Consider the following 21,482-nt stretch of genomic DNA (forward strand, 5'->3'; position numbering starts at 1 on the left):
TGGCGATCGGCCGCCACGGACCGTAACGTGCCGACCATGGCCCATCGGACCTTGAGCCGGCTACTGCTCACGGCGTTCGGCGTCAGCCTGCTGGCCGCCGCCGGTCAGCTGGGCGTCGCCTTCGGCTTCGGCATTCTCCGCCTCACCGGTGCCTTCACCGGCACCACCGTCAACCAGTGGCCGGCCCAACTCGTCTGGGCCGGGTGGTTCGCGGCGAACGCCGCCGTCGTCGGCGCCGTACTCACCGAACGTCTCGCCGAGCGCCACGGCGGGCTCACCGGTACGCATCGCCAACTGGCCGTGGCGTGCAGCGCCGCGCTGGGTGCCGTCGTGGTGGCACCGCTGTGCATGCGACCGGCCCGCGCTGTCGAACTCGTCTCGGTCGACCCGGTCTGGGCCGTCGCCATCTGCGCCGTCCTCGGTGCGGTGGTGGGCGCGGGCGCCGCGCTGGCCGCCCTGCTCCGGCGCGCCTTCGCCTGGAACATGGCCGGCATCGCCGGCACGGTCTGGCTGCTCGCGCTGCTGTCGGTCGCGCCGTCGCTCGCGGCGACCGGGCCACTGACCCCGGTACGCCTCGGCGTGCTGGAACCGAGCTGGCTCTCCGCCGACGCGGCGCAGCGACTGGCCCTGCTCCTCCTGCCGTTGCTCAGCCTGCTGGCCGGTGCCGCGACCGGTGCCCTGGCCCGGTGGCGCGGCCAGCCGCCGCTGATCAGCGGGCCGAGCGGGGTGGCCGGGCCGATCCTGGTGGCGTTCGCCTACCTGGCCGCCGGGCCCGGTGACGCGAGCGACCGGTACCAACTCGCGCCCTACTACGGCGCCCTGATCGCGGTCGCGGTCGGTGCCCTCGGGTCGGCCGCCGCCGCGCTGCTCCCCATCGCCGCCCTCGACCGCGACACCGCCGAGACCGCCATCGAACCGACCGCGATCCTCCAGCCCCTGCCGGCCTCCCCCACCCTGCCGACGCAGCCCGACCGCCCAGCCGGCACAGGTGCCGGCACGGAGGCAGCCGCCGGTGCCGTCGTGGTGGACGACCCGCCCGGCGGTACGCACACCAGGCCCGACCTGCCCGTCACCGGCGACACGTCGCCACCCCACTGGCACTGGCCCGGTGAGCCGGCTCCCCCGGTGCCCGCCGCGCCGGGCAGCCTGCCGATCGCGCCGGCATCCGAGACCGCGCCGGGACCCGGACTTCCCCCCGCCACCGGCCCGACCATCGACGGTGACGTCGCACCGGCCGTCGACGGCACCGCTTCCCTCGCGGCATACGAGGACTCGCCCGCCAGCGCCCCGTCGACCATCGGCGCCCCGTCGACCATCGGCGTCAGCGGACCGGACGAGTCGGACGTCGACGCCGGTCCCACCGCGGCCGAACCCGCCTCCGTCGACACCGCGTCCGGCACCTCCCCTGCCGCTGACTCCGACTCCGCCACCCGCGCCGCAGACACCGCCGACCACGACGCGGCCACGACCTCTGATCTCGACACGGCCACCACCGTCGGCCCAACCACCGTCGTGCCCGCCGGCACCGACCCAACCGCCGCCGGACCCACCGCCGCCGGACCAATCGGTAGCGGGTCCACCGTCAGCGGTCCCGACACTGTCCGCCCCGACACTGTCAGTTCCGCCGTCGTCGGGACGCCGGCCCTCGCGGTGCACGCGACGGACCCGGCGAGCGGTGCGACCGGACCCGACCCGGTAGGCGACGGCGGTGACCTCACCCCGGCGACGGGCACGGCGGACCGGGCACCCCGACGTACCCGCACACCGCGCCCCCTGGCCCAGGCACCGAACCGAGCGGTGCCCGCGACCCGGGACGGCGACCAGACCCGATCGCCGAGCCCGTTCGACGCTCCGAGCCCGACCGAGCACACGGACCGGACCTCGGTACCCAGCCAGGCCGGTGGTACGGATGCCGCCGACGCCACGCCCGTACCCCCGGGAACCGATCCTGGTCCGACTGTCCACGCCGACGCGCCGGGCAGCGGCGGTCTACCGGGCAGCGCCGTGACACCGGCCGCCCGTCCGGTCGAAGGGCCGGAGAGCGCGCCCTGGCCCCGGCACCGGCTCCCGATGCCCGACCTGAACACGACGGATACCTGGAACGCCTTCGCACCGGCCCGCCGCCCCGACCCGGCGGACGAGGCCGCGTCACCGACCGGGCCGGGCACCGCCGGACCGTCGGATGCGGATGGCGCCACCGACCGGGTCGAGTCGAGCGCCGGTGCCGACCCGGCGACCGCCGCCCGGGACGTCTCGGCGGCCTTCGCCAGCTCGGCACCGGCTGTCTCCACCGACCCGGCGGCGGCCGCCCGCGACCTGACAGCCGCGTTCACCAAACCGCCGACCCCGCGCGCCGAGCCAGGTCCGCAGAAGCACGACCGTGAGAAGGGCCGGCGGGGCCTGTTCCGGCGTAGCCGGCCCCGCCCCGCGGAGACCGACCCCGCGGAGCAGGAGGAACCGCTGGCCGAGCAGGACGAGGAGTACGTGGACTGGGTGGCCGGACTCGGCCGCCCGTCGTCCGACGACGAGCCGCTCCCGAAGGAGACCCGCCGACGGCTGCGGCCGACCGGCCGGCACCATCGGGAGTAGCCGGCCGCGAGCGTCAGGCCAACGGCAGGTAGACCCGCCCGCCGGAGGCGAGGAACTCCTCGGACTTGTCCTGCATCCCCCGGGCGGCGTACTCCTTGAGGTCCTGACTGATCTTCATGGAGCAGAACTTCGGCCCGCACATCGAACAGAAGTGTGCGGTCTTCGCTGGCTCGGCGGGCAGCGTGGCGTCGTGGTACGACCGCGCCGTCTCCGGGTCCAGCGAGAGGTTGAACTGGTCCTCCCACCGGAACTCGAACCGCGCCTTGGAGAGCGCGTCGTCCCAGGCCTGCGCGCCCGGGTGCCCCTTGGCCAGGTCCGCCGCGTGCGCCGCGATCTTGTACGCGATGACCCCCGCCTTGACGTCGTCGCGATCCGGCAGCCCCAGGTGCTCCTTGGGCGTGACGTAGCAGAGCATCGCCGTGCCGAACATGCCGATCATCGCCGCGCCGATGGCCGAGGTGATGTGGTCGTACGCGGGCGCGATGTCGGTGGTCAGTGGACCGAGCGTGTAGAACGGCGCTTCGTGGCACCATTCCTGCTGGAGGTCCACGTTCTCCTTGATCTTGTGCATCGGCACGTGGCCCGGACCCTCGATCATCACCTGCACGTCGTACTCCCAGGCGATCCGAGTCAGCTCGCCCAGCGTCCGCAGCTCGGCGAACTGGGCCTCGTCGTTGGCGTCCGCGATCGAGCCGGGCCGCAACCCGTCGCCGAGCGAGAACGTCACGTCGTAGCGGGCCAGGATCTCGCACAGTTCCCGGAAGTTCGTGTAGAGGAAGTTCTCCTCGTGGTGCGCCAGGCACCAGGCCGCCATGATCGAACCGCCCCGCGACACGATGCCGGTCACCCGGTCGACCGCCAGCGGCACGTACGGCAGCAGCACCCCGGCGTGCACCGTCATGTAGTCCACGCCCTGCTCGGCCTGCTCGATCACGGTGTCCCGGAACACCTCCCAGGTCAGCTTCACCGGGTCGCCGCCGACCTTCTCCAACGCCTGGTAGATCGGCACCGTACCGATCGGCACCGGCGAGTTGCGCACGATCGACTCGCGGGTCTCGTGGATCCGCTTGCCGGTGGACAGGTCCATCACGGTGTCCGCGCCCCACCGGGTGGCCCAGGTCAGCTTCTCCACCTCCTCGGCCACCGAGGAGGTCACCGCCGAGGTGCCGATATTGGCGTTGACCTTGACCAGGAACGCCTTGCCGATGATCGCCGGCTCGCACTCCGGGTGGTTGATGTTCAGCGGCAGCACCGCCCGACCCGCCGCGATCTCGTCCCGGACGAACTCCGGCGTCATCCCCTCCCGGATCGCCACGAACTCCATCTCGGGGGTGACGACCCCGGCCCGCGCGTACGCGAGCTGCGTCGGCCGTTTGCCGTCCACCCCGCCCAACGGGGTGCCGGCACCGCGTACCGGGGCCACGTCGCCCCGCTCGGCGATCCACGGCCCCCGCAGCGGCGGCAGGCCGACCTCCGGGTCCGAGCCCGGACCGGCGGTGTCGTAGAGCCGGACCGGCGGGTTGTCCCCGGTCAGCTCCACCTCCGCGAACGGCACCCGGACGTCCGGTCGCGAACCCTCGACATAGACCTTGCGACGTGCCTGCATGACAGCCTCCCTCGCCTAAGCGGACCAGCCGAAGTGGTCCATCGGGCCGCGTCCCGCGCCCAACTCCCAGTCCCGCGCACCGGCCAGCGCGCGGGTCACGTACTCCTTAGCGGCGGCGACCGCCACCGGCACCGGATCGCCCAGTGCCAGCCGCACGGCGGTCGCCGCCGAGAACGAACAACCGGTGCCGTGGGTGTGCCGGGTCGGCACCCGGGGTGCCCGCAGCACCGTCGTGCCGTCCGGGCCGTGCAGCACGTCCACCGCCTCGTCGCCGGTGTCCACGTCACCGCCGGTCACGATCACCCACTCGGCCCCGCCCGCCGCCAGCGCCCGCGCCGCCGCCGTCATCTCCGCCACGCCGGTCACCGGCGCCCCGGTGAGGGCGGCGGCCTCCGCGCTGTTCGGCGTCGCCACCCGGGCGTACGGGAGCAGCCGCTCCACCGCCTCCACCACCCCGAGTCGGTGTCCACTGGTGGCCACCAGCACCGGATCGACCACGAGCTGCGGCAGTCGACCGGCCGCCGCCGCCTCGGCGATCGCACCCGCCACGGCCGGCGTACCGAGCATCCCGGTCTTGACCGCGCGCACCGTGAAGTCGGACAACACGCTGTCCAACTGGTCGCTGACCGTCTGTGGCGGCAACGGCAGCACCGCGTCCACGCCCCGGGTGTTCTGCGCGGTCACGGCGGTGAGCACACTCGTGCCGTACGCGCCGAGCGCGGCGAAGACCTTGAGGTCGGCCTGGATGCCGGCACCGGCACCGGAGTCCGAACCGGCGACGGTGAGGACGGTCGTTGGGGTTCTCACGTGTCTCCTCTTGGCTTGTTCTTGGCTTGTTCTTGCTTGGGTTGCGGTTTGGGGCTGCGGCCGACCGTGCCCACTCCGGGCGGTCAGGCTTGATCCCTGCGTGGGCACGGTCGGCCGCAGCCCCGTCGTAGTCGACGCCCGTCGAGACGGATCGGTGGCGGCTTCGGGTGTCCCGCCTTGGGAGAGGCTGGCGGGGTGGGGCTTCGTGGGCGACGCCTGCCGAGGGGCGGGTGAGGGCTTCGGGTGGGGCCGGCGGGGCGGGGTGGGGGTCATCGCTGGGCCGGGGTGGTAGGGGCGGGGCTTTGGGGGGCGGGGGCGGGGCCGGTGCGGTGGGGGGTCTGGGGCGAACTCGTCTGGAGTAGCTCGTGGCGGGCGGTGGTGAGGGTGGTGGCGACCTGCCGAGGGTTTCGAGCGCGCATGATGGCGCCCTGTACGGCCACGCCGCTGGCGCCGGCCTCCAGGCAGGCGCGGACCTGGGCGGGAGTCTCGATGCCGCCGAGAGCGAGAACGGGCACCGGGCTGCGACCCACCAGGGCAGCCAGACCGTCGGGGCCCAGCGGTGGGCCGTAGCCGGGTTTGCTGCGGGTGGGGAAGACCGGTGACAGGGTCACGTAGTCCTCGGTGGTGAGTCGGTCCAGCTCCGCCTCGTCGTGGCAGGAGCGGCCGACCAGGTCGGCGACGGGTGGCGGGTACGGACCGGCGGCCGGAAGGTGGAGCGCGACGAATGCCCCGCCGAAGGTGCTGGGGATCCGTGGGGCGGGCTCGGTCTCGGGCAGGAGTGGGTCGGGGCCGGCCACGATCAGGATGCCGCCCGCCTCGGCCAGGATCGGTCGTAGCTCGGCGGCGAGCACCAGGCGCTCGGCACGCGGCAGGTCCTTCTCGCGCAGCATGACGCACCGCACTCCCCCGGCCACCGCCTGCGCCACCGCATCGCACAGGTCCCCCCGCACCGCCCGGCGATCCGTCAGCAGCACCACACCCGAGACCGGTTGGATCTTGGTGCGAAACGGCCTCTGGAGGGTCGGTTTCGCACCAAGATCGGCGAGGTGGCGGGTCACAGGTCGGGTCGACCGTCGTCGGGGGTGGAGGCGAGCGCGTGGAAGCGACGCGGAATTCGTCCCGCGCCGTACGCGAGGCGGCCCGCCTCGATCGCGTACCGCATCGCGGTGGCCATCGCGACCGGGTCCGCGGCTCGGGTGACGGCGCTGGCCAGCAGGACCGCGTCGCAGCCCAGCTCCATGGCCAGGGCCGCGTCCGAGGCGGTGCCGATGCCCGCGTCCAGGATCACCGGGACCGTCACGTCCTGACGGATCAGCCGGATGTGGTGCGGGTTGTTGACGCCCAGCCCGGAACCGATCGGCGCGCCGGCCGGCATCACCGCCGCGCAGCCCACGTCGGCCAGCCGCCGGGCCAGCACCGGATCGTCCGACGTGTACGGCAGCACGGTGAACCCGTCGTCGACCAGTTCCTCGGCGGCGCGCAGCAACTCCACCCCGTCGGGCAGCAGCGTGCGCTCGTCGCCGATCACCTCCAGTTTGACCCAGTCGGTGTCGAACGCGTCCCGGGCCAGCCGGGCCACTTTCACCGCCTCACCGGCGGTGTAGCAGCCGGCCGTGTTCGGCAGCAGGCGTACGCCACAGCGGTCCAGCAGGTCGAGCAGGCCGCCCGAGCCGACCGCGACGGTGTCCACCCGACGCAGCGCCAGCGTGACCAGCTCGGTGCCGGAGGCGCGGATGGCCTGTTCCAACACGTGCAGGTTGGCGGCTCCGCCGGTGCCGAGGACCAGCCGGGATGAGAACCGGACGCCGCCCAGCTCGAAGCCCTTCGTCCCGGAGTCCGTCTCGTGCCCGTCGATCGACGGTGTGCGGTCCATCCCGCTCACCCACCCTGGGCGGCGCTGAGCACCTCGACCCGGTCGCCGCCCCGCAGCACCGTCGCCGGCCAGTCGGTACGCGGCACCACCTCGCCGTTGACCGCCACCGCCACGCCGCGCTGCTGCGGGGTCACGTCCCGGACCAGCTCGGCGACCGTGACCTCGTCCGGCACGCTGCGCCCGACACCGTTCACCGTCAACTCCATCAGGACTCCTCCGTTTACTGAGTGGGTCGGGTGGCGTCGCCGGACGCGCCGAAGCCCTCGCCCGATCCGACGGCGACGAAGCGTTCGGGGCGGAACGGGCTGCCGATCGCGTCGGGGGAACCGCCGGTCACCAGGTCGGCGATCAGGTCGGCGGTCACCGGGGTGAGCACGATCCCGTGCCGGTGGTGGCCGGTGGCGACCAGCACGTCCGGCCGGCCCGGCAACGGACCCAGGATCGGGGCGTTGTCCGGGGTGCCGGGGCGCAGTCCGGCGATCGCCTCCACCAGGTCGTACTCGGCCAGCTCCGGCAGCAGGTCGATCGCGGCCCGCAGCAGCCGCAGCACCGCACCGGCACCGACCGCCAGGTCGGAGCGCTCCTCGACGGTCGCCCCGACCACCACCTCGCCGTCGGCGCGGGGCACCAGATAGACGTGCTCGCCGTCGGCGTACCCCCGGATCACGTGCCGGAAGCCCGGCGGACCGCCGTCGGGCGCGCGCAGCCGCAACACCTGGCCCTTGACCGGGCGGACCGGTAGCCCGGTGAGCGCGGCCGACCCGCAGCCGGCGGCGACCACGGTCACCCGGGCGCCGACGTCGGCCAGGGTCCGCACCGGCTCGGGAACCAGCGTCGCACCGGCCCGCTCGGCGGCGAGCCGCAGCGCCGGCACCAGCCGGCGCGGGTCGACCTGGTGATCGGTGGCGGCGAGGGCGCCGCCCCGGACCCGGACGGCGAGCGCCGGCTCACGGTCGCGGAGCTGCGAGGGGCGCAGCGGCGTCACCGGCAACCCCAGTTCCTGCTGGTACGCCCAGAGTCGACGCGCCTCGGCGAGGTCGTCTGCGGTCAGCCCGACCATCAGCGTGCCCTCGGTGCGGTAGCCGATGTCGGCGCCGGTCGCCTCGGTCAGCTCGGCGGCGAACGCCGGCCAGCGGGCGGCCGACTCGGTGAGCAGGGCGGTCAGCTCGTGCTCGCCGAAGTACGCCTCGGCCACCGGCGCGAGCATCCCGGCGGCGACGTGCGAGGCACCCGAGCCCGGCGCGGGATCGTGCACGACCACCCGCAACCCGCGCGCCGCGCAACGCCAGGCGATCGCCAGCCCGATCGGCCCCCCACCGACCACCGCAAGGTCGGGGGGAAGGAAGGGCCCCCTGTTAACGCCTGCGGTATAGGAAGGGTCCCCTGCTAACACGTCAACGCCCCGATCAGCTCGCCCGCGATGCGCGCGGGATCGGCTGCGGCGGAGAGCGCACCGACCACCGCCACCCCGTACGCCCCGGCGGCGCGCAGCGCGGGCACGTCCGCCGCCGTCACCCCGCCGATGGCGATCACCGGCACGGTGACCGCCTCGGCCACCGCCCGTACCCCGGAGACGCCGATCGCCGGCGGCAGCCCGTCCTTGGTGGTGGTGGCCCGGCACGGTCCGACGCCCAGGTAGCTCGCACCGGCACCGACGGCCTCGGCTGCCGTCGCCGGTTCGCGGGCGGTGGCGCCCAGCACGGCGGCCGGGCCGAGCACCTGCCGCGCCGCCGCGACCGGCAGGTCGTCCGCACCGACGTGGCCACCGGCCGCACCGGTGGCCAACGCCACGTGCAGCCGGTCGTTGACCAGGCATTCGACCGCGTACGGCGCGCAGAGGGCGAGCACCCGTCGGGTCAGGTCGTACGCCTCGCGGTCGGTGGCGGAGTCCTCCACCCGGACCTGCACCAGCAGTTCGGTACGCGCCACCGGGAGTACGGCCCGGAGCACGGCGAGCGGATCCCGCCCGGGCCGGGTGTCGGTGATCAGATGCAGTCGTCCCAGGGACGGCACGGCAACTCTCCTCCCTGCGCCGGCATTACCCGGATCAGGTTCGACGGTCGGGGGCTCACAGCCCCCCTCTCAGCCCGGTCGACCGGGCTCCCGTGGGTCACTTGCGTGGCCACCGTACGACAGATCCGCTGACCTGCCAAGGTGCGTCCCGCAGGGACGACGGCTCTGCCTCAGGTGTTAGCAGGGGTCCCTTCCTATACCGCAGGCGTTAGCAGGGGACCCCTCCTTTCATCGGTGGAACGCGTGCTTCGTACATATAAACGGTAATTACAGCCCACCGATGCCGAAACGTTATCCATCGAGACCTTGCCATGGATCGATTCAGCGGAATTAATTTGTTCAGCGATTCGACATAATGCCGCAACGGAAGCCCTGGCACGGCCCTCCGGCTGCGGCTCCATCAGGGACGGTCTTCGGCGAGCCGGCCCCCGCGACCCCTGTCCGGCAAGGATCAAGGAGACCGGAGTGTTCCGACCACGCCGTATGCGCGTGCCCATGACCGCCACCCTTCTCACCCTCGGACTGGCCGCGACCACGCTCGCCGGTGCACCCGCCGCCCAGGCCGCCCCCGCCCGGACCGTCCCGGTCGCCCAGGCACCGGCGCCGCAGGCCGACGCCGACCCGTTCTCGGTGCTGGTCTTCTCCAAGACCGCAGGCTTCCGGCACGGCTCGATCCCGGTCGGCATCGCCGCCATCCAGCAGCTCGGCGCGGAACACGGGTTCACCGTCGACGCCACCGAGGACAGCACCGCCTTCACCGACCAGAACCTCGCCGGATACCAGGCCGTGATCTGGCTCTCCACCACCGGTGACGTGCTCAACGCCGACCAGCAGGCGGCGTTCGAGCGCTACATCCGGGCCGGTGGCGGATACGCCGGCATCCACGCCGCCTCCGACACCGAGTACGACTGGGAGTGGTACGGCGGTCTGGTCGGGGCGTACTTCAACAGCCACCCGGCCAACCAGCAGGCCACGGTCAAGGTGGAGGACCCGGCCCACCCGTCCACGGCGGATCTGCCGGATCGCTGGTCCCGGTTCGACGAGTGGTACAACTACCGGACCAACCCGCGCGGCAAGGTGCACGTGCTGGCCACGCTGGACGAGACCAGCTACTCCCCCGGCTCCGGCGCGATGGGTCACGACCACCCGATCGCCTGGTGTCAGGACTACGACGGCGGCCGGGCCTGGTACACCGGTGGCGGCCACACCAACGAGTCGTACGCGGAGCCGCAGTTCCTCGGCCACCTGCTCGGCGGCATCCGGACCGCAGCCGGGGTGCAGGACGCCGACTGTGGCGCCTCGCTGACCGCCAGCTTCGAGAAGGTGACGCTGGACAGCAACACCAGCAACCCGATGGAGCTGGACGTGGCCTCGGACGGCCGGGTCTTCTACATCGAGCGCGACGGCCGGGTGCAGATCGTCAAGCCGGACACCGGCAACACGGTCACCGCCATCGACCTCGACGTCTTCACCGGCAACGAGGACGGGCTGATCGGCATCCGCCTCGACCCGGACTTCGCCACCAACAACTGGGTCTACCTCTACTACGTGCCCAACGACGGGGTGGCGCGCAACGTGCTGTCCCGGTTCACGGTGAGCGGTGACGCGATCGACGCGGCCTCCGAGAAGGTCGTCCTGACGGTCGACACCCAGCGCAACACCTGCTGCCACGCGGGCGGCACCATGACGTTCGACTCGGCCGGCAACCTCTATCTGGCCACGGGCGACAACACCAACCCGTTCCAGTCGGACGCGTACACGCCGATCGACGAGCGGCCGGGCCGTGCCGACTACGACGCGCAGCGCACCTCCGGCAACACCAACGACCTGCGGGGCAAGGTCCTGCGGATCCACCCGGAGGACGACGGGACGTACACCATCCCGGAGGGCAACCTGTTCCCGCCGGGCACCGAGAAGACCCGGCCGGAGATCTACGGCATGGGCTTCCGCAACCCGTTCCGGATCGGCATCGACCCGGCCACCGACACCCTCTACGTCGCCGACTACGGTCCGGACGCCGCTTCGGCCAACCCGAACCGTGGCCCGGCCGGTCTGGTCGAGTGGAACATCGTGGCCGAGGCCGGCAACTACGGCTGGCCGTACTGCCACGGCGGGAACCAGGCGTACAACGACTACCAGTTCCCGTCCGGCCCGAGCGGGCCGAAGTTCGACTGCGCCGCCGTGGTCAACAACTCGCCGAACAACACCGGCCTGACCAACCTGCCGCCGGCCATCCCGGCCACCGTCGACTACGGCTACGCGGGTGACCCCCGGTTCCCGGAGATCGGTGGCGGCGGCGCGCCGATGGGCGGCCCGGTCTACCGGTACGACGCCGACCTCGACTCGGACCGCAAGTGGCCGGCGTACTACGACGGCAAGGCGCTGCTCGGCGAGTGGAACCAGTCCAAGATGTACACGATGCAGGTCAGCGCCGACGGGCAGGAACTGGTCGACATCAACCAGTTGCTCACCGGGATGACCTTCATCAGGCCGATGGACTTCGAGTTCGGCCCCGACGGCGCGATGTACCTGATCGAGTGGGGCAGCGGCTTCGGCGGCAACAACGACAACTCCGGCGTCTACCGGATCGACTACATCGCCGGCGACCGGGCCCCGATAGCAGTGGCCTCCGCCGAGCCGACCTCCGGTCCGGCGCCGCTGACGGTCGAGTTCTCCAGTGCCGGGTCACGTGACCCGGACGGCGGCGTGCTGACGTACTCCTGGGCGTTCGGCGACGGCGGCACCTCCACCGAGGCGAACCCCACCCACACGTACGCCGAGGCCGGCAACTACACCGCCCAGCTCACCGTGACCAACCCCAACGGCCGTACGGCGGTGGCGAACGTCCCGGTGACCGTGGGCAACACCGCGCCGACGGTGGAGATCGAGTTCCCGCCCAACGGTGGCTTCTTCAACTGGGGCGACCAGGTCAAGTACTCGATCACGGTGACCGACCCGGAGGACGGCGAGATCGACTGCGCCGACGTCCAGCTCCAGGTGCTGCTCGGGCACGACGAGCACGCGCACCCGCTGGAGCAGCACACCGGGTGCAGCGGCACGGTGCAGACCCAGCTCGCCGCCGGGCACGGCGCCGAGGCGGACGTCTTCACCGTCCTGGAGGCGACCTACACCGACAAGGGTGGCTCCGGCGGCGCCAGCCCGCTGACCGGCCGGATCATCGAGATCCTCCAGCCGAAGCGCAAGCAGGCCGAGTACTTCAGCGACACCGGCCGCACCGCGGACGGCACCGGCGGCGGTGAACCCGGCGTGCAGCGGGAGACCACCGGCGACACCGCGGGCGGCGGCGAGAACATCAGCTTCATCGAGGACGGTGACTGGTGGTCGGTGGACCCGGCCGACCTGACCGAGATCGACGAGATCCGGTTCCGCGCCTCCTCGGGCGTTCAGGGCGGTGTGATCGAGGTCCGGGCCGGCGCGGTCGACGGACCGGTGGTCGCCACGGCCACCGTTCCGGGCACCGGTGACTGGCAGACGTACACCGACGTCACCGCAGAGGTCACCGGGCCGGCGAGTGGATCGCTGTTCTTCGTGGCCCGGCACCCGAGCGGCGGCTCCGGCTCGCTGTTCAACGTCAACTGGGCGGACTTCGTCGGCAAGGGCGTCACCGACAACGCCCCGCCGACGGTCACCGCCACCGCCACGCCGGGCACCGGCACCGCGCCGGTCACCATCGCGTTCGGCGGCACGGCCGTGGACCCCGAGGGGGACACCCCGCTGACGTACGAGTGGGACTTCGGTGACGGTGGCACCGCCGACACGCTCCAGGCCGAGCACACGTACGAGCGGCCCGGCAACTTCACCGCCACCCTGACGGTGACGGACAGCCGGGGCGCGTTCTCGTACGCCACCGTGCCGGTCCGGGTCGACGCGCCGAACACCTCCTGCGTCGGCACGCGCTCGGACGACTTCGGCGGCACCACCCTGGACCGGGAGCGCTGGACCAGCGTGGTGCGGGAGAACCAGCTCCTGTCCGTCGGCGACGGCGCGCTACGCCTGCCCACCTCGGCCGGTGATCTGTACGGCAGCCGCAACGACGCCACCAACCTGGTGCTCCAGCCGGCACCGTCGGGCGCCTGGTCGGCGACCACCAAGGTGACCCTGCCGGTGACGGCCGACTACCAGCAGGCCGGTCTGCTGGTCTACGGCGACGACGACAACTACGCCAAGGTGGACCTGCTCTACAACGGCAGCCGACGGGTGGAGTTCATCCGGGAGACTGCGGGTACGCCTCGCAACGAGGGTGCCGACAGCACGGCGGCACCGGCCGGTGACACCGTCCACCTGCGGATCAGCAGCGACGGCACCAGCCTGACCGCCGCGCTCTCGTCCGACGGGCTGACCTTCACCCCGGTCGGTCGGGCGGCGGCGCTGGAGGGCATCGAGAACCCACGGATCGGTCTGTTCGCCCTCAACGGCGGTACCACCGCGCCGGTGGTGGACGCCGCGTTCGACTGGTTCCAGGTGACGCCGGACGAGCCGGCCGGACCGGTCGACCCGTCCGACGAGTTCACCGGCGCGGCGCTGGACAAGTGCCGGTGGAACGCGATCCTCCGGGAGGACGCCACCGCATACCTCGTGGCCGACGGGGCGTTGCACATCGACGTGCCCAACGGTGACATCTACGGCACCGACAACACCGGGCCGACGAACTTCATCCTGCAGAACGCGCCGGACGGCGACTGGACGCTGGAGACGAAGGTCGACGGCAGCCTGCTGGACGAGCAGTACCAGCAGGGCGGGTTGATCGTGTACGGCGACGACGACAACTACGTCAAGTTCGACTTCGTCGTCGACAACCAGGCCGGCTCGCCGGTGTCGCGACGGATCGAGTTGCGCAGCGAGATCGACGGGGTGATCCAGAACCCGCAGCCCGGCGCGGAGGGCCTGACCGAGTCGGTGTGGCACCTGCGGCTGGCTCGCAGCGGCGACACCTTGACCGGGTCGTACTCGGCGGACGGGGACACCTGGACGACGCTGACCGAGCTGACCAACGCGGCGGTCGGGCCGACCCCGAAGGTGGGCCTGTTCGCCCTCGGGGGCAACCAGACCGCCTCGAAGCAGGTGTCGTTCGACTACTTCCGGCTGAGCACCGGCACGGTCGACGACACCGCGCCGGTGACCACCGCCGAGGTCGCCGGCACGCCGGTGGAGGGCTGGTACACCGGCCCGACGACGGTCACGCTGACCGCCACCGACGAGGGCGGCAGCGGGGTGGCCCGCACCGAGTACCAGCTCGACGACGCCGACACCTGGACCGCCTACACGGCTCCGGTGGCGGTCTCCGGGGACGGTGAGCACGAGCTGCGGTTCCGCTCGGTCGACGAGGCCGGCAACGTGGAGGAGACCCGGACGGTCGACGTCCGGATCGACACCACCGCGCCGGTCAGCACCGCGGCGTTCGCCCCGGCGAACGACGCGGGCTGGCACGACGGCACCGTTCCGGTGGTGCTCTCCTCGACCGACGCCGGGTCCGGGGTGAAGTCGCTGGAGTGGTCGCTGGACGGCGGCGACTGGACGCCGTACACCGAGCCGGTGGAGATCAGCGGCGACGGGGCCCACGAGCTGCTCTACCGGGCCACCGACAACGTCGGCAACGCCGAGACGCTCAAGTCGGCGGTGGTCCGGATCGACGGCACCAAGCCGACGCTGCTGGTCTCCGGCATCGCCGACGGCCAGCTCTACGGCGACAGCCAGGACGTACGGGTGTCCTGGCAGGCGGTGGACCCCACCTCGGGGATCGCCACCGTGGTCGGCCGGCTCGACGACCGCCCGTACGTCAGTGGCACCCTCCAGGCGATGTACGAGCTGCCGCTGGGGCTGCACGAGTTGACCGTGACCGCGACCGACAAGGCGGGCAACGCCACCACCACGACGGTCCGGTTCTTCGTCACCACCTCGTTCCGGGACATGCAGAACCTGCTGGACCGGTTCAAGGCGACGGGCCGGCTCTCCACTCGGGCGCACACCCAGTTGTCGAACCGGCTCTCCAACGCCCGTACGGCGGAGGCGGCCGGTAACGACCAGCGGGCGATCAACCAGCTCACCGCGTTCCGAGGGCTGGCCGCCGACGCCTCGCTGGTCGGTGAGGCGGAGATCCGGGACGTGCTGGTCCGGGACACCGATGCCATGATCGTCCGGCTCGGCGGCACGGCCAGCAAGGCGGGCGTACGCGCCAACGACGGCGAGTCCGTCGCCGGCACCGGACGGCTGGGTGGCGATCCCACCCGGCTCGCGCCCGGCCGGAAGTTGTAAGAGCGACCGGCAGTAGGGCGGTGGAGGCGAGGCGGGTCCTGGCCGAGGATGGCAAGGCGGAGGAGGAGGCCATGCCGGTGTTGCATGGCCGACGACTACAACGCCGCCAGCCGACGTGCCAGGGCGCGCCGCAGCCCCGCCAGTCCTACTGCCGGTCGCTCTCAGCGAGTTCTCGGGGCCCCGTCCGGCTGTCCGCCGGGCGGGGCCCCTTCGCGTGCGCTGTCCCCTACCGGTCGAGCACCGCGCGCAGCGCCTTGAGGTCCACCTCGCCCGGCTGCCAGTTGCCCGCCTCGGCGTTGGCGCGCACCTGGTCGGGCGTGGTGGCTCCGGCGATGACCGAGGTCACCGCCGGCTGGGCGGCCAGTCCGCCGATCGCCACGTGCAGCATCGACACCCCCCGCTCGGCGGCGTACGCCTCGATGCCCTCGATGGTGTCCCAGTCGGCGGCGGCGAGCCGCTGGGCGTATCGGCCGCCACCGGCGAGGCGGCTGCCGGCCGGCGGCGCCTCGCCACGCTTGTACTTGCCGGTGAGCAGCCCGTTGGCCAGCGGGAAGAACGGCAGCATGCCGAGACCGAACCGCTCGCAGGCGGGCAGCACCTCGATCTCGGCGTCCCGGTTGAGCAGGCTGTAGTGGTTCTGGGCGCTGACGAAGCGGGCGGTCCCCCGGGTCTTCGCCGTCCAGTCGGCGTCCGCGATCTGCCAGCCGGCGAAGTTGGAGTTGCCCAGGTAGCGCACCTTGCCGGCCCGGACCAGGTCGTCCAGGGCGGCGAGCGTCTCCTCGATCGGGGTGCCCGGGTCGGGCTCGTGGAACTGGTACAGGTCGATGTAGTCGGTGTCCAGGCGACGCAGGGACGCCTCCACCGCCCGGATGACGTACCGCCGCGAGCCGCGCACGCCGAAGTCCCGTCCGTTGTCGCCACCCATCGACATGCCGAACTTGGTCCCGATCACCACGTCGTCACGGCGGCCCTTGAGGGCCGCACCGAGCTGGGCCTCCGACGCGCCGTGCGGCTCGCCGTAGATGTCGGCGGTGTCGAAGAAGTTGATCCCGACGTCGAGGGCGGCGTCGACCACCGCGCGGGTGCCGTCCAGGTCGAGTTTGCGGCCGAAATTGTTGCAGCCGATCCCCACGACGGACACCACGAGCCCGGAGTCGCCCAACCGGCGATAGGTCATCTCAGTCACGAGATCAACCCTATGTCGATCGCCCGACCTCCCACACCGGCTCCGGCGTCTCCACCACCTCACCGTCACCTCTGAACAGCAGAAAGCGGTCGAAGGTCCGGGTGAACCAACGGTCGTGGGTGACCGCCAGCACGGTGCCGGAGAACGCGGCCAACCCGGCCTCCAACGCCTCGGCCGAGGCCAGGTCGAGGTTGTCCGTCGGCTCGTCGAGCAACAGCAGGGTCGCCCCGGACAGCTCCAGCAGCAGCACCAGGAAACGGGCCTGCTGGCCGCCGGAGAGTGTGCCGAATCGCTGGTCGCCCTGCCCGGCCAACTCGTACCGGCTGAGCGCGGCCATGGCCGCGTGCCGGTCCATGCCGGCGCGGTGGTCGTCGCCCCGCCACAGGATCTCGGCCAGTGTCTTCGCCATCAGCTCCGGCCGGTCGTGGGTCTGCGAGAAGTGCCCGGGACGCACCCGCGCACCGAGCCGGGCCGTCCCGTCGTGCGCCACCGGCGCGAGCGCCGCCGCCCCGTCGACCGGACCGTTGGCCGGGTCCGGGTCGGTGCCGCCTCGGGCCAGCAGGCGCAGGAAGTGGGACTTGCCGGTGCCGTTGGCGCCCAGCACCGCCACCCGGTCGCCATACCAGACCTCCAGGTCGAACGGGTAGGTCAGGCCGTCGATCTCGAGCTGTTCGCAGACCAGGGCCCGCTTGCCGGTCCGGCCGCCGGCCAGCCGCATCCGGATGTCCTGGTCCTTCGGTGGTACGGGCGGCGGCCCGGCCTCCTCGAACTTGCGCAACCGGGTCTGCGCCGACTGGTACCGGGAGGCCATGTCCGAGTTGTACGCCGCCTTCTGCTTGTACATCAGCATCTGCTCGCGCAGCTTGTGGTGCTCCTCGTCCCACCGTTTGCGCAGCTCGTCGAGGCGGGCGTGGCGGGCCACCCGCGCCTCGTGCCAACTGGCGAAGCCGCCCGGGTGCACCCAGGCGCTGCCGCCCTCCACCGCGACCACCCGGTCGGCGGTGTGCGCCAGCAGCTCCCGGTCGTGCGAGACATAGAGCACCGACTTGGCGGACTCCCGCAGCCGCGCCTCCAGCCAGCGCTTGCCGGGCACGTCGAGGAAGTTGTCCGGCTCGTCGAGCAGCAGCACCTCCTCCGGGCCGCGCAGCAGCAGTTCGAGCGCGAAGCGCTTCTGCTGTCCACCGGAGAGGGTGCGGACCGGACGCTGCCGGGCGGTGTCCCACGGCAGGTCGAGCACGATGGTGGCGACGGTGTCGAAGAGCACCTCGGCGTCGTACCCGCCGGTCTCGCCCCAGGCGGCCAGCGCGTCCGCGTACGCGAGCTGGGCCTTGCCCGCAGTGGTGCTGTACTTGCCGCGCAGCTCGGCCGCGCGCATGGCCGCCTCGGTCTCGGCCAGCCGGCGGCCCGCGTCCCGAAGCGGCGGCGGAGCCAGCGACAGGGCCAGGTCGGCCAGCGTCGACTCGTCGCCGATCATGCCGATGAACTGGCGCATCACGCCCAGGCCACCGGCGCGTGCGATGGTGCCCGTGCGGACCGGCAGGTCACCGGCGACCATCCGCAGCAGGGTGGTCTTGCCGGCGCCGTTCGGCCCGACCAGGGCCACCTTGGCACCCTCACCGACCCGGAACGACACGTCGGTGAAGAGTTCCCGTCCGTCCGGTAGTACGTGCCCGACCGCTGCCACGTCGACGTATCCCACGCCGGCATCCTGCCGGAGCCGGGCCGGGTGGCCAACCGATTAGTCGCGCCGAACGGTCAGCGGGTGATGCGGAGCACCCGGAAGCCCTTCTGGCTGGCGTGCCGCTCGACCTGCCAGCCTTGCTCGACCAGCCAGCGGTGCAGCGAGTCGCCGCCGAGGTGGCGGGCCACCACCAGCCAGGCCACCCCGCCCGGGGCCAGTCGCGGCAGCCAGCGGCCGAGTAGTCGGTGCAGGTCCTCCTTGCCGATCCGGATCGGCGGGTTGGACCAGATCTGCGCGAATTCGAGGTCCGCCGGCACGTCCTCCGGAGCGGCCACCCGTACCCGGTCCGCGACTCCGAGCCGTTGCGCGTTCCCGGTGGTCAGCTCCCGGGCCCGCTCGTTGACGTCCACCGCCCAGACGGTCGCCTCGGGCGCCACGCTTGCCAGGACGCAGGCGATCGGCCCGAACCCGGAGCCGAGGTCGAGCAGCGGACCGTCGGCCGACGTCGGCAGCTCAGCCTTGCGCAGCAGCACGGCGGTGCCGGGGTCCAGCCGGGTGGCCGAGAACACCCCGCCCGCCGACGCCAGGGCGTAGTCGCGTCCGGCGACGCTGAACTGCACCTCGCGCGCCTGGGCGGGCGTACTCGGTTCGGCGGTGAAGTAGTGGTCCCCGGTCACGCCGGCCATTCTCGCACCGAGCCGGTACCGACCGGACCGACGGGAGTGGTCCGTACCGTCGGCACATCCGGCAAAATGCCCACTAATGGGGTAAAAATCCTTACTCTGGTCACCATGTATCGGTACGACTCCGATGAGGACGCATACCTCCAGTACGGCGACGACGATGCCGAGTCAGTCCCGGCCGGCGACGCCCGCCGTCCGGGTGGTCCCTCCCCGTCGCGCTTCCCCACACCGTCGCTGACGCGCCCCAACCAGCTCCTGCTGCCCTCGGCGGCAGCGGCCCCCGACGCGGAACCTCCGCCTTTGCCCGAGCTGGCCACAACGCCGGAGCCGATCGGCCCGCAGGCGTCCCATCCGCCGGAGCCAGACCCGGTCCTGCCCCCCGGGGTGTACGCGTCGAGCACCGCCGCACCGGCCTCGACGTCTCTCACCGGGTACGAGCAGACCGCCGCCGCGCCACCGTCCACACCGGTGAGCCCGCCACCGCCGCGCGTCGGCGGCAACCGCACCTGGCAGGTGCTGATCGGCGGTGCCGCCGCGCTCGTGCTGCTCGGGCTCTGCGGCCTCACCGCCGGCGCCCTGATGGACGGTGGACAGTTCATCGGCCAGCAGGCGGCACCCACCGCCGAGCCGCAGGACACCCCGGGCAGCGAGCCCGCCGCCAGCGACCTGGACTCGCGGGACACCGACTCCGCGCCGCTGTCCGCCCGCGAGGTCTTCCCGGCCAGCACCCTGACGATCGACGGCGGCAACGCCGGCTACGAGGTCCTGCGGACCCAGTCCAGCGCGAGCTGCGCGGTCGCGGCCACCGGCGAGGTCGCCGAGTCCCTGACCCTGCTCGGTTGCAACCAGGTGGTCCGGGCCACGCTGCGCACGCCCGACGGCGAGCACCTGGTCACCACCGGGTTGTTCAACCTGACCGACCGGTCCAGCGCGGAACGGGCCCGGGACCGCATCCGGCAGGCGCTCGACGCACGGCAGGGCCGGTTCCGGGGCATGTCGGCCGGTGACGGGACCGACGTCATCACCTCCGCGCCCGCCCGGGTCGGCTGGCAGGTACGCGGCCACTACCTCGGCTACGCGGTGGTGGCCCGCACGGACGGCGCGGCGGTCCGTTCCGGCGACACCACGGTCCGCGAGATCCTCTTCGACATGTTGGAGATGCACCTCAACCGTGACGTGCTGGAGCGGCGGGCAGCCGGTGGAACGGCCACCCAGCCGAACCCGACGCCCACCGACGACACCGGCGACCAGGGCCCCGACAACGGAAACTGAGGAGGCGGCTCAGGTCTCGGCCGGCACCCGCAGCTGTCGGGTGGCCTCGGCCCGGCGGGCGTACTCGGCCGGATCGTCCGGGTAGCCGACCGCCACCAGGGTCAGCCCGTGCGCCGGTGCCACCGTCACCTCGCTGGATCGCTCCCGCCGCGTGAGCAGGCCGGCCGGCCACTCGACCGGCCGGCGCCCGTCCCCGGCGACCAGCATCGCGCCGACCAGGCTGCGCACCATCGCCTGGCAGAACGCGTCGGCCTGCACGGTGGCGACCAGGACGCCGTCGGCCTCGCGCCGCCAGTCCAGTCGGGTCACCTCCCGCAGCGTGGTGGCGTTCTCCTTGCGCCGGCAGTACGCGGCGAAGTCGTGCTCCCCCACCAACCCGGCCGCCGCAGCGGCGAGCCGGTCGACGTCGAGCGCGCGCGGCCAGGCCAGGATCTCGTGCCGGCGCAGCGGCTCGGCGCCCCAGGGCGCGTCGGTCACCCGGTACTCGTAGCGCCGGAAGGTCGCCGAGAAGCGCGCGTCGAAGCTTTCCGGCACCACGCTCATCGCGCGTACCCGCACGTCACCCGGCAGCAGCCGGGCCAGCCGACGCAGCAGGCGGCCCTCGTGCGCCCGCCACACCTCGCCGGGCACGTCGACGTGGCAGACCTGCCCGCTGGCGTGCACCCCGGCGTCGGTGCGTCCGGCGACCGTCAGCCCGGCCGCGACACCGGCCCCGAGCACCAGGTCCAGCGCCTCGACCAGCACACCGGCGACGGTGCGCCGCTCCGGCTGGGCGGCCCACCCCGAGAAGCCGGTCCCGTCGTACGCGACGTCCAGCCGCAGCCGGGTGCGCTCCTCCACGTCGTACCTCCTCGACGAATCGGGCCCGGCACCCCCGTGGGGATGCCGGGCCCGACGACGGCCTGACTCAGGCCTTGCCTTCCTCGGTGGCCAGGTCGCTGTCCTCGCGGGCAGCGGCGGTGTCACCGGACGCCGACACCGGCGGCTCGGCGTCCTGGTCGTCCGACCGGTTCGCCGGGGCCTCGTCGGTCGGGGCCAGCGCCTCGACCTTGTCCTGCTGCGCGGCCTTGCGGGCGGCGGTCTTCTGGTTCACCTTCGGCTCGGCGACCTGAAGCTCCTCGACCAGCTCGATGATCGCCATCGGCGCGGCGTCACCCTTGCGCGGACCGGTCTTCACGATCCGGGTGTAGCCGCCGGGCCGGTTGGCGTACCGCGGCGCGATCTGGTCGAACAGGGCGTAGACCACGTCCTTGTCCTTGACCACGGTCAGCACCCGCCGACGCGACGCGAGGTCGCCCCGCTTGGCCTTGGTGATCAGCTGCTCGGCGAGCGGACGCAGCCGCCGGGCCTTGGTCTCGGTGGTCTTGATCTTGCCGTGCTGGAACAGCGCGGTGGCCAGGTTGGCCAGCATCAGCCGCTCGTGCGCGGGGCTGCCGCCGAGGCGGGGGCCCTTGGTGGGCGTGGGCATGCTTGGTGCTCCTCAGGTGTGGCGGCAGCGC

General features: G+C 72.6%; 15 protein-coding genes and 1 riboswitch. Of the genes, 3 read left to right on the forward strand and 12 right to left on the reverse strand.

The window, feature by feature from the left end:
- Positions 1–36: 36 nt before the first annotated feature.
- Positions 37–2,589, forward strand: coding sequence for a hypothetical protein (locus ACIBO1_RS05205; RefSeq protein ID WP_396741674.1), 2,553 nt, complete (start codon positions 37–39; stop codon positions 2,587–2,589).
- 13 nt (positions 2,590–2,602) lie between these two features.
- Here ACIBO1_RS05205 and thiC read toward each other — a convergent pair whose 3' ends face one another.
- The 7 genes from thiC to thiE all read right to left on the reverse strand — a co-directional run bounded on the left by thiC (position 2,603) and on the right by thiE (position 8,888).
- Positions 2,603–4,195, reverse strand: coding sequence for a phosphomethylpyrimidine synthase ThiC (gene thiC / locus ACIBO1_RS05210; protein WP_396741676.1), 1,593 nt, complete (start codon positions 4,193–4,195; stop codon positions 2,603–2,605).
- Positions 4,196–4,210: 15 nt separating this feature from the next.
- The gene (thiD, locus tag ACIBO1_RS05215; protein ID WP_350692845.1) at positions 4,211–5,002 is read right to left on the reverse strand and encodes a bifunctional hydroxymethylpyrimidine kinase/phosphomethylpyrimidine kinase; all 792 of its coding nucleotides are present in this window, start codon (positions 5,000–5,002) and stop codon (positions 4,211–4,213) included.
- A gap of 269 nt (positions 5,003–5,271) precedes the next feature.
- The gene (locus ACIBO1_RS05220) at positions 5,272–5,997 is read right to left on the reverse strand and encodes a thiamine phosphate synthase (protein WP_396742441.1); all 726 of its coding nucleotides are present in this window, start codon (positions 5,995–5,997) and stop codon (positions 5,272–5,274) included.
- A 59-nt stretch (positions 5,998–6,056) separates the two neighbouring features.
- A complete protein-coding gene (locus ACIBO1_RS05225) occupies positions 6,057–6,875 on the reverse strand; it encodes a thiazole synthase (RefSeq protein WP_350692847.1) in 819 nt (272 codons plus the stop codon).
- Positions 6,876–6,880: 5 nt separating this feature from the next.
- Positions 6,881–7,081, reverse strand: a complete 201-nt coding sequence (gene thiS, locus ACIBO1_RS05230) for a sulfur carrier protein ThiS (protein WP_396690286.1) — start codon at positions 7,079–7,081, stop codon at positions 6,881–6,883.
- A 14-nt stretch (positions 7,082–7,095) separates the two neighbouring features.
- Positions 7,096–8,268, reverse strand: a complete 1,173-nt coding sequence (thiO, locus tag ACIBO1_RS05235; RefSeq protein ID WP_396741678.1) for a glycine oxidase ThiO — start codon at positions 8,266–8,268, stop codon at positions 7,096–7,098.
- Positions 8,262–8,888, reverse strand: coding sequence for a thiamine phosphate synthase (gene thiE / locus ACIBO1_RS05240; protein ID WP_396741680.1), 627 nt, complete (start codon positions 8,886–8,888; stop codon positions 8,262–8,264). Before thiE ends, thiO begins: the two co-directional genes overlap by 7 nt.
- Positions 8,883–8,991, reverse strand: a riboswitch (TPP riboswitch). (Overlaps the previous gene by 6 nt.)
- A gap of 392 nt (positions 8,992–9,383) precedes the next feature.
- On the opposite strand from thiE, the gene ACIBO1_RS05245 reads away from it, so the two are divergent.
- The gene (locus ACIBO1_RS05245) at positions 9,384–15,161 is read left to right on the forward strand and encodes a ThuA domain-containing protein (RefSeq protein ID WP_396741682.1); all 5,778 of its coding nucleotides are present in this window, start codon (positions 9,384–9,386) and stop codon (positions 15,159–15,161) included.
- Positions 15,162–15,387: 226 nt separating this feature from the next.
- Here the strand turns inward: ACIBO1_RS05245 and ACIBO1_RS05250 are convergent, their stop codons facing one another.
- Genes ACIBO1_RS05250 through ACIBO1_RS05260 form a run of 3 tightly spaced genes read right to left on the reverse strand, consistent with a single transcriptional unit; the run spans position 15,388 to position 18,705 of the window.
- Positions 15,388–16,338 carry an aldo/keto reductase gene (locus ACIBO1_RS05250; RefSeq protein WP_396742443.1) on the reverse strand — a complete coding sequence of 317 codons (951 nt, stop codon included), beginning with the start codon at positions 16,336–16,338 and terminating at the stop codon, positions 15,388–15,390.
- 19 nt (positions 16,339–16,357) lie between these two features.
- Positions 16,358–18,046 (reverse strand): ABC-F family ATP-binding cassette domain-containing protein, encoded by a 1,689-nt coding sequence (locus ACIBO1_RS05255; RefSeq protein WP_396741684.1) that lies wholly within the window; start codon positions 18,044–18,046, stop codon positions 16,358–16,360.
- A gap of 56 nt (positions 18,047–18,102) precedes the next feature.
- A complete protein-coding gene (locus tag ACIBO1_RS05260; protein WP_396741686.1) occupies positions 18,103–18,705 on the reverse strand; it encodes a class I SAM-dependent methyltransferase in 603 nt (200 codons plus the stop codon).
- Positions 18,706–18,819: 114 nt separating this feature from the next.
- Between ACIBO1_RS05260 and ACIBO1_RS05265 the strand changes: the two genes are divergently transcribed.
- Entirely contained in the window at positions 18,820–19,983 is a 1,164-nt protein-coding gene (locus tag ACIBO1_RS05265; RefSeq protein ID WP_396741688.1) for a hypothetical protein, read from the forward strand.
- A gap of 9 nt (positions 19,984–19,992) precedes the next feature.
- On the opposite strand, the gene truA is transcribed toward ACIBO1_RS05265, so the two are convergent.
- Both truA and rplQ read right to left on the reverse strand, forming a co-directional pair.
- Positions 19,993–20,823: a tRNA pseudouridine(38-40) synthase TruA gene (gene truA, locus ACIBO1_RS05270; RefSeq protein ID WP_396741690.1), complete on the reverse strand. Its 831-nt coding sequence runs from the start codon at positions 20,821–20,823 to the stop codon at positions 19,993–19,995.
- Between the two features lie 67 nt (positions 20,824–20,890).
- Positions 20,891–21,451 (reverse strand): 50S ribosomal protein L17, encoded by a 561-nt coding sequence (gene rplQ, locus ACIBO1_RS05275; RefSeq protein WP_350692862.1) that lies wholly within the window; start codon positions 21,449–21,451, stop codon positions 20,891–20,893.
- Positions 21,452–21,482 lie beyond the last annotated feature (31 nt).

The organism is Micromonospora sp. NPDC049903 (assembly GCF_044460945.1).
Taxonomy (GTDB): domain Bacteria; phylum Actinomycetota; class Actinomycetes; order Mycobacteriales; family Micromonosporaceae; genus Micromonospora.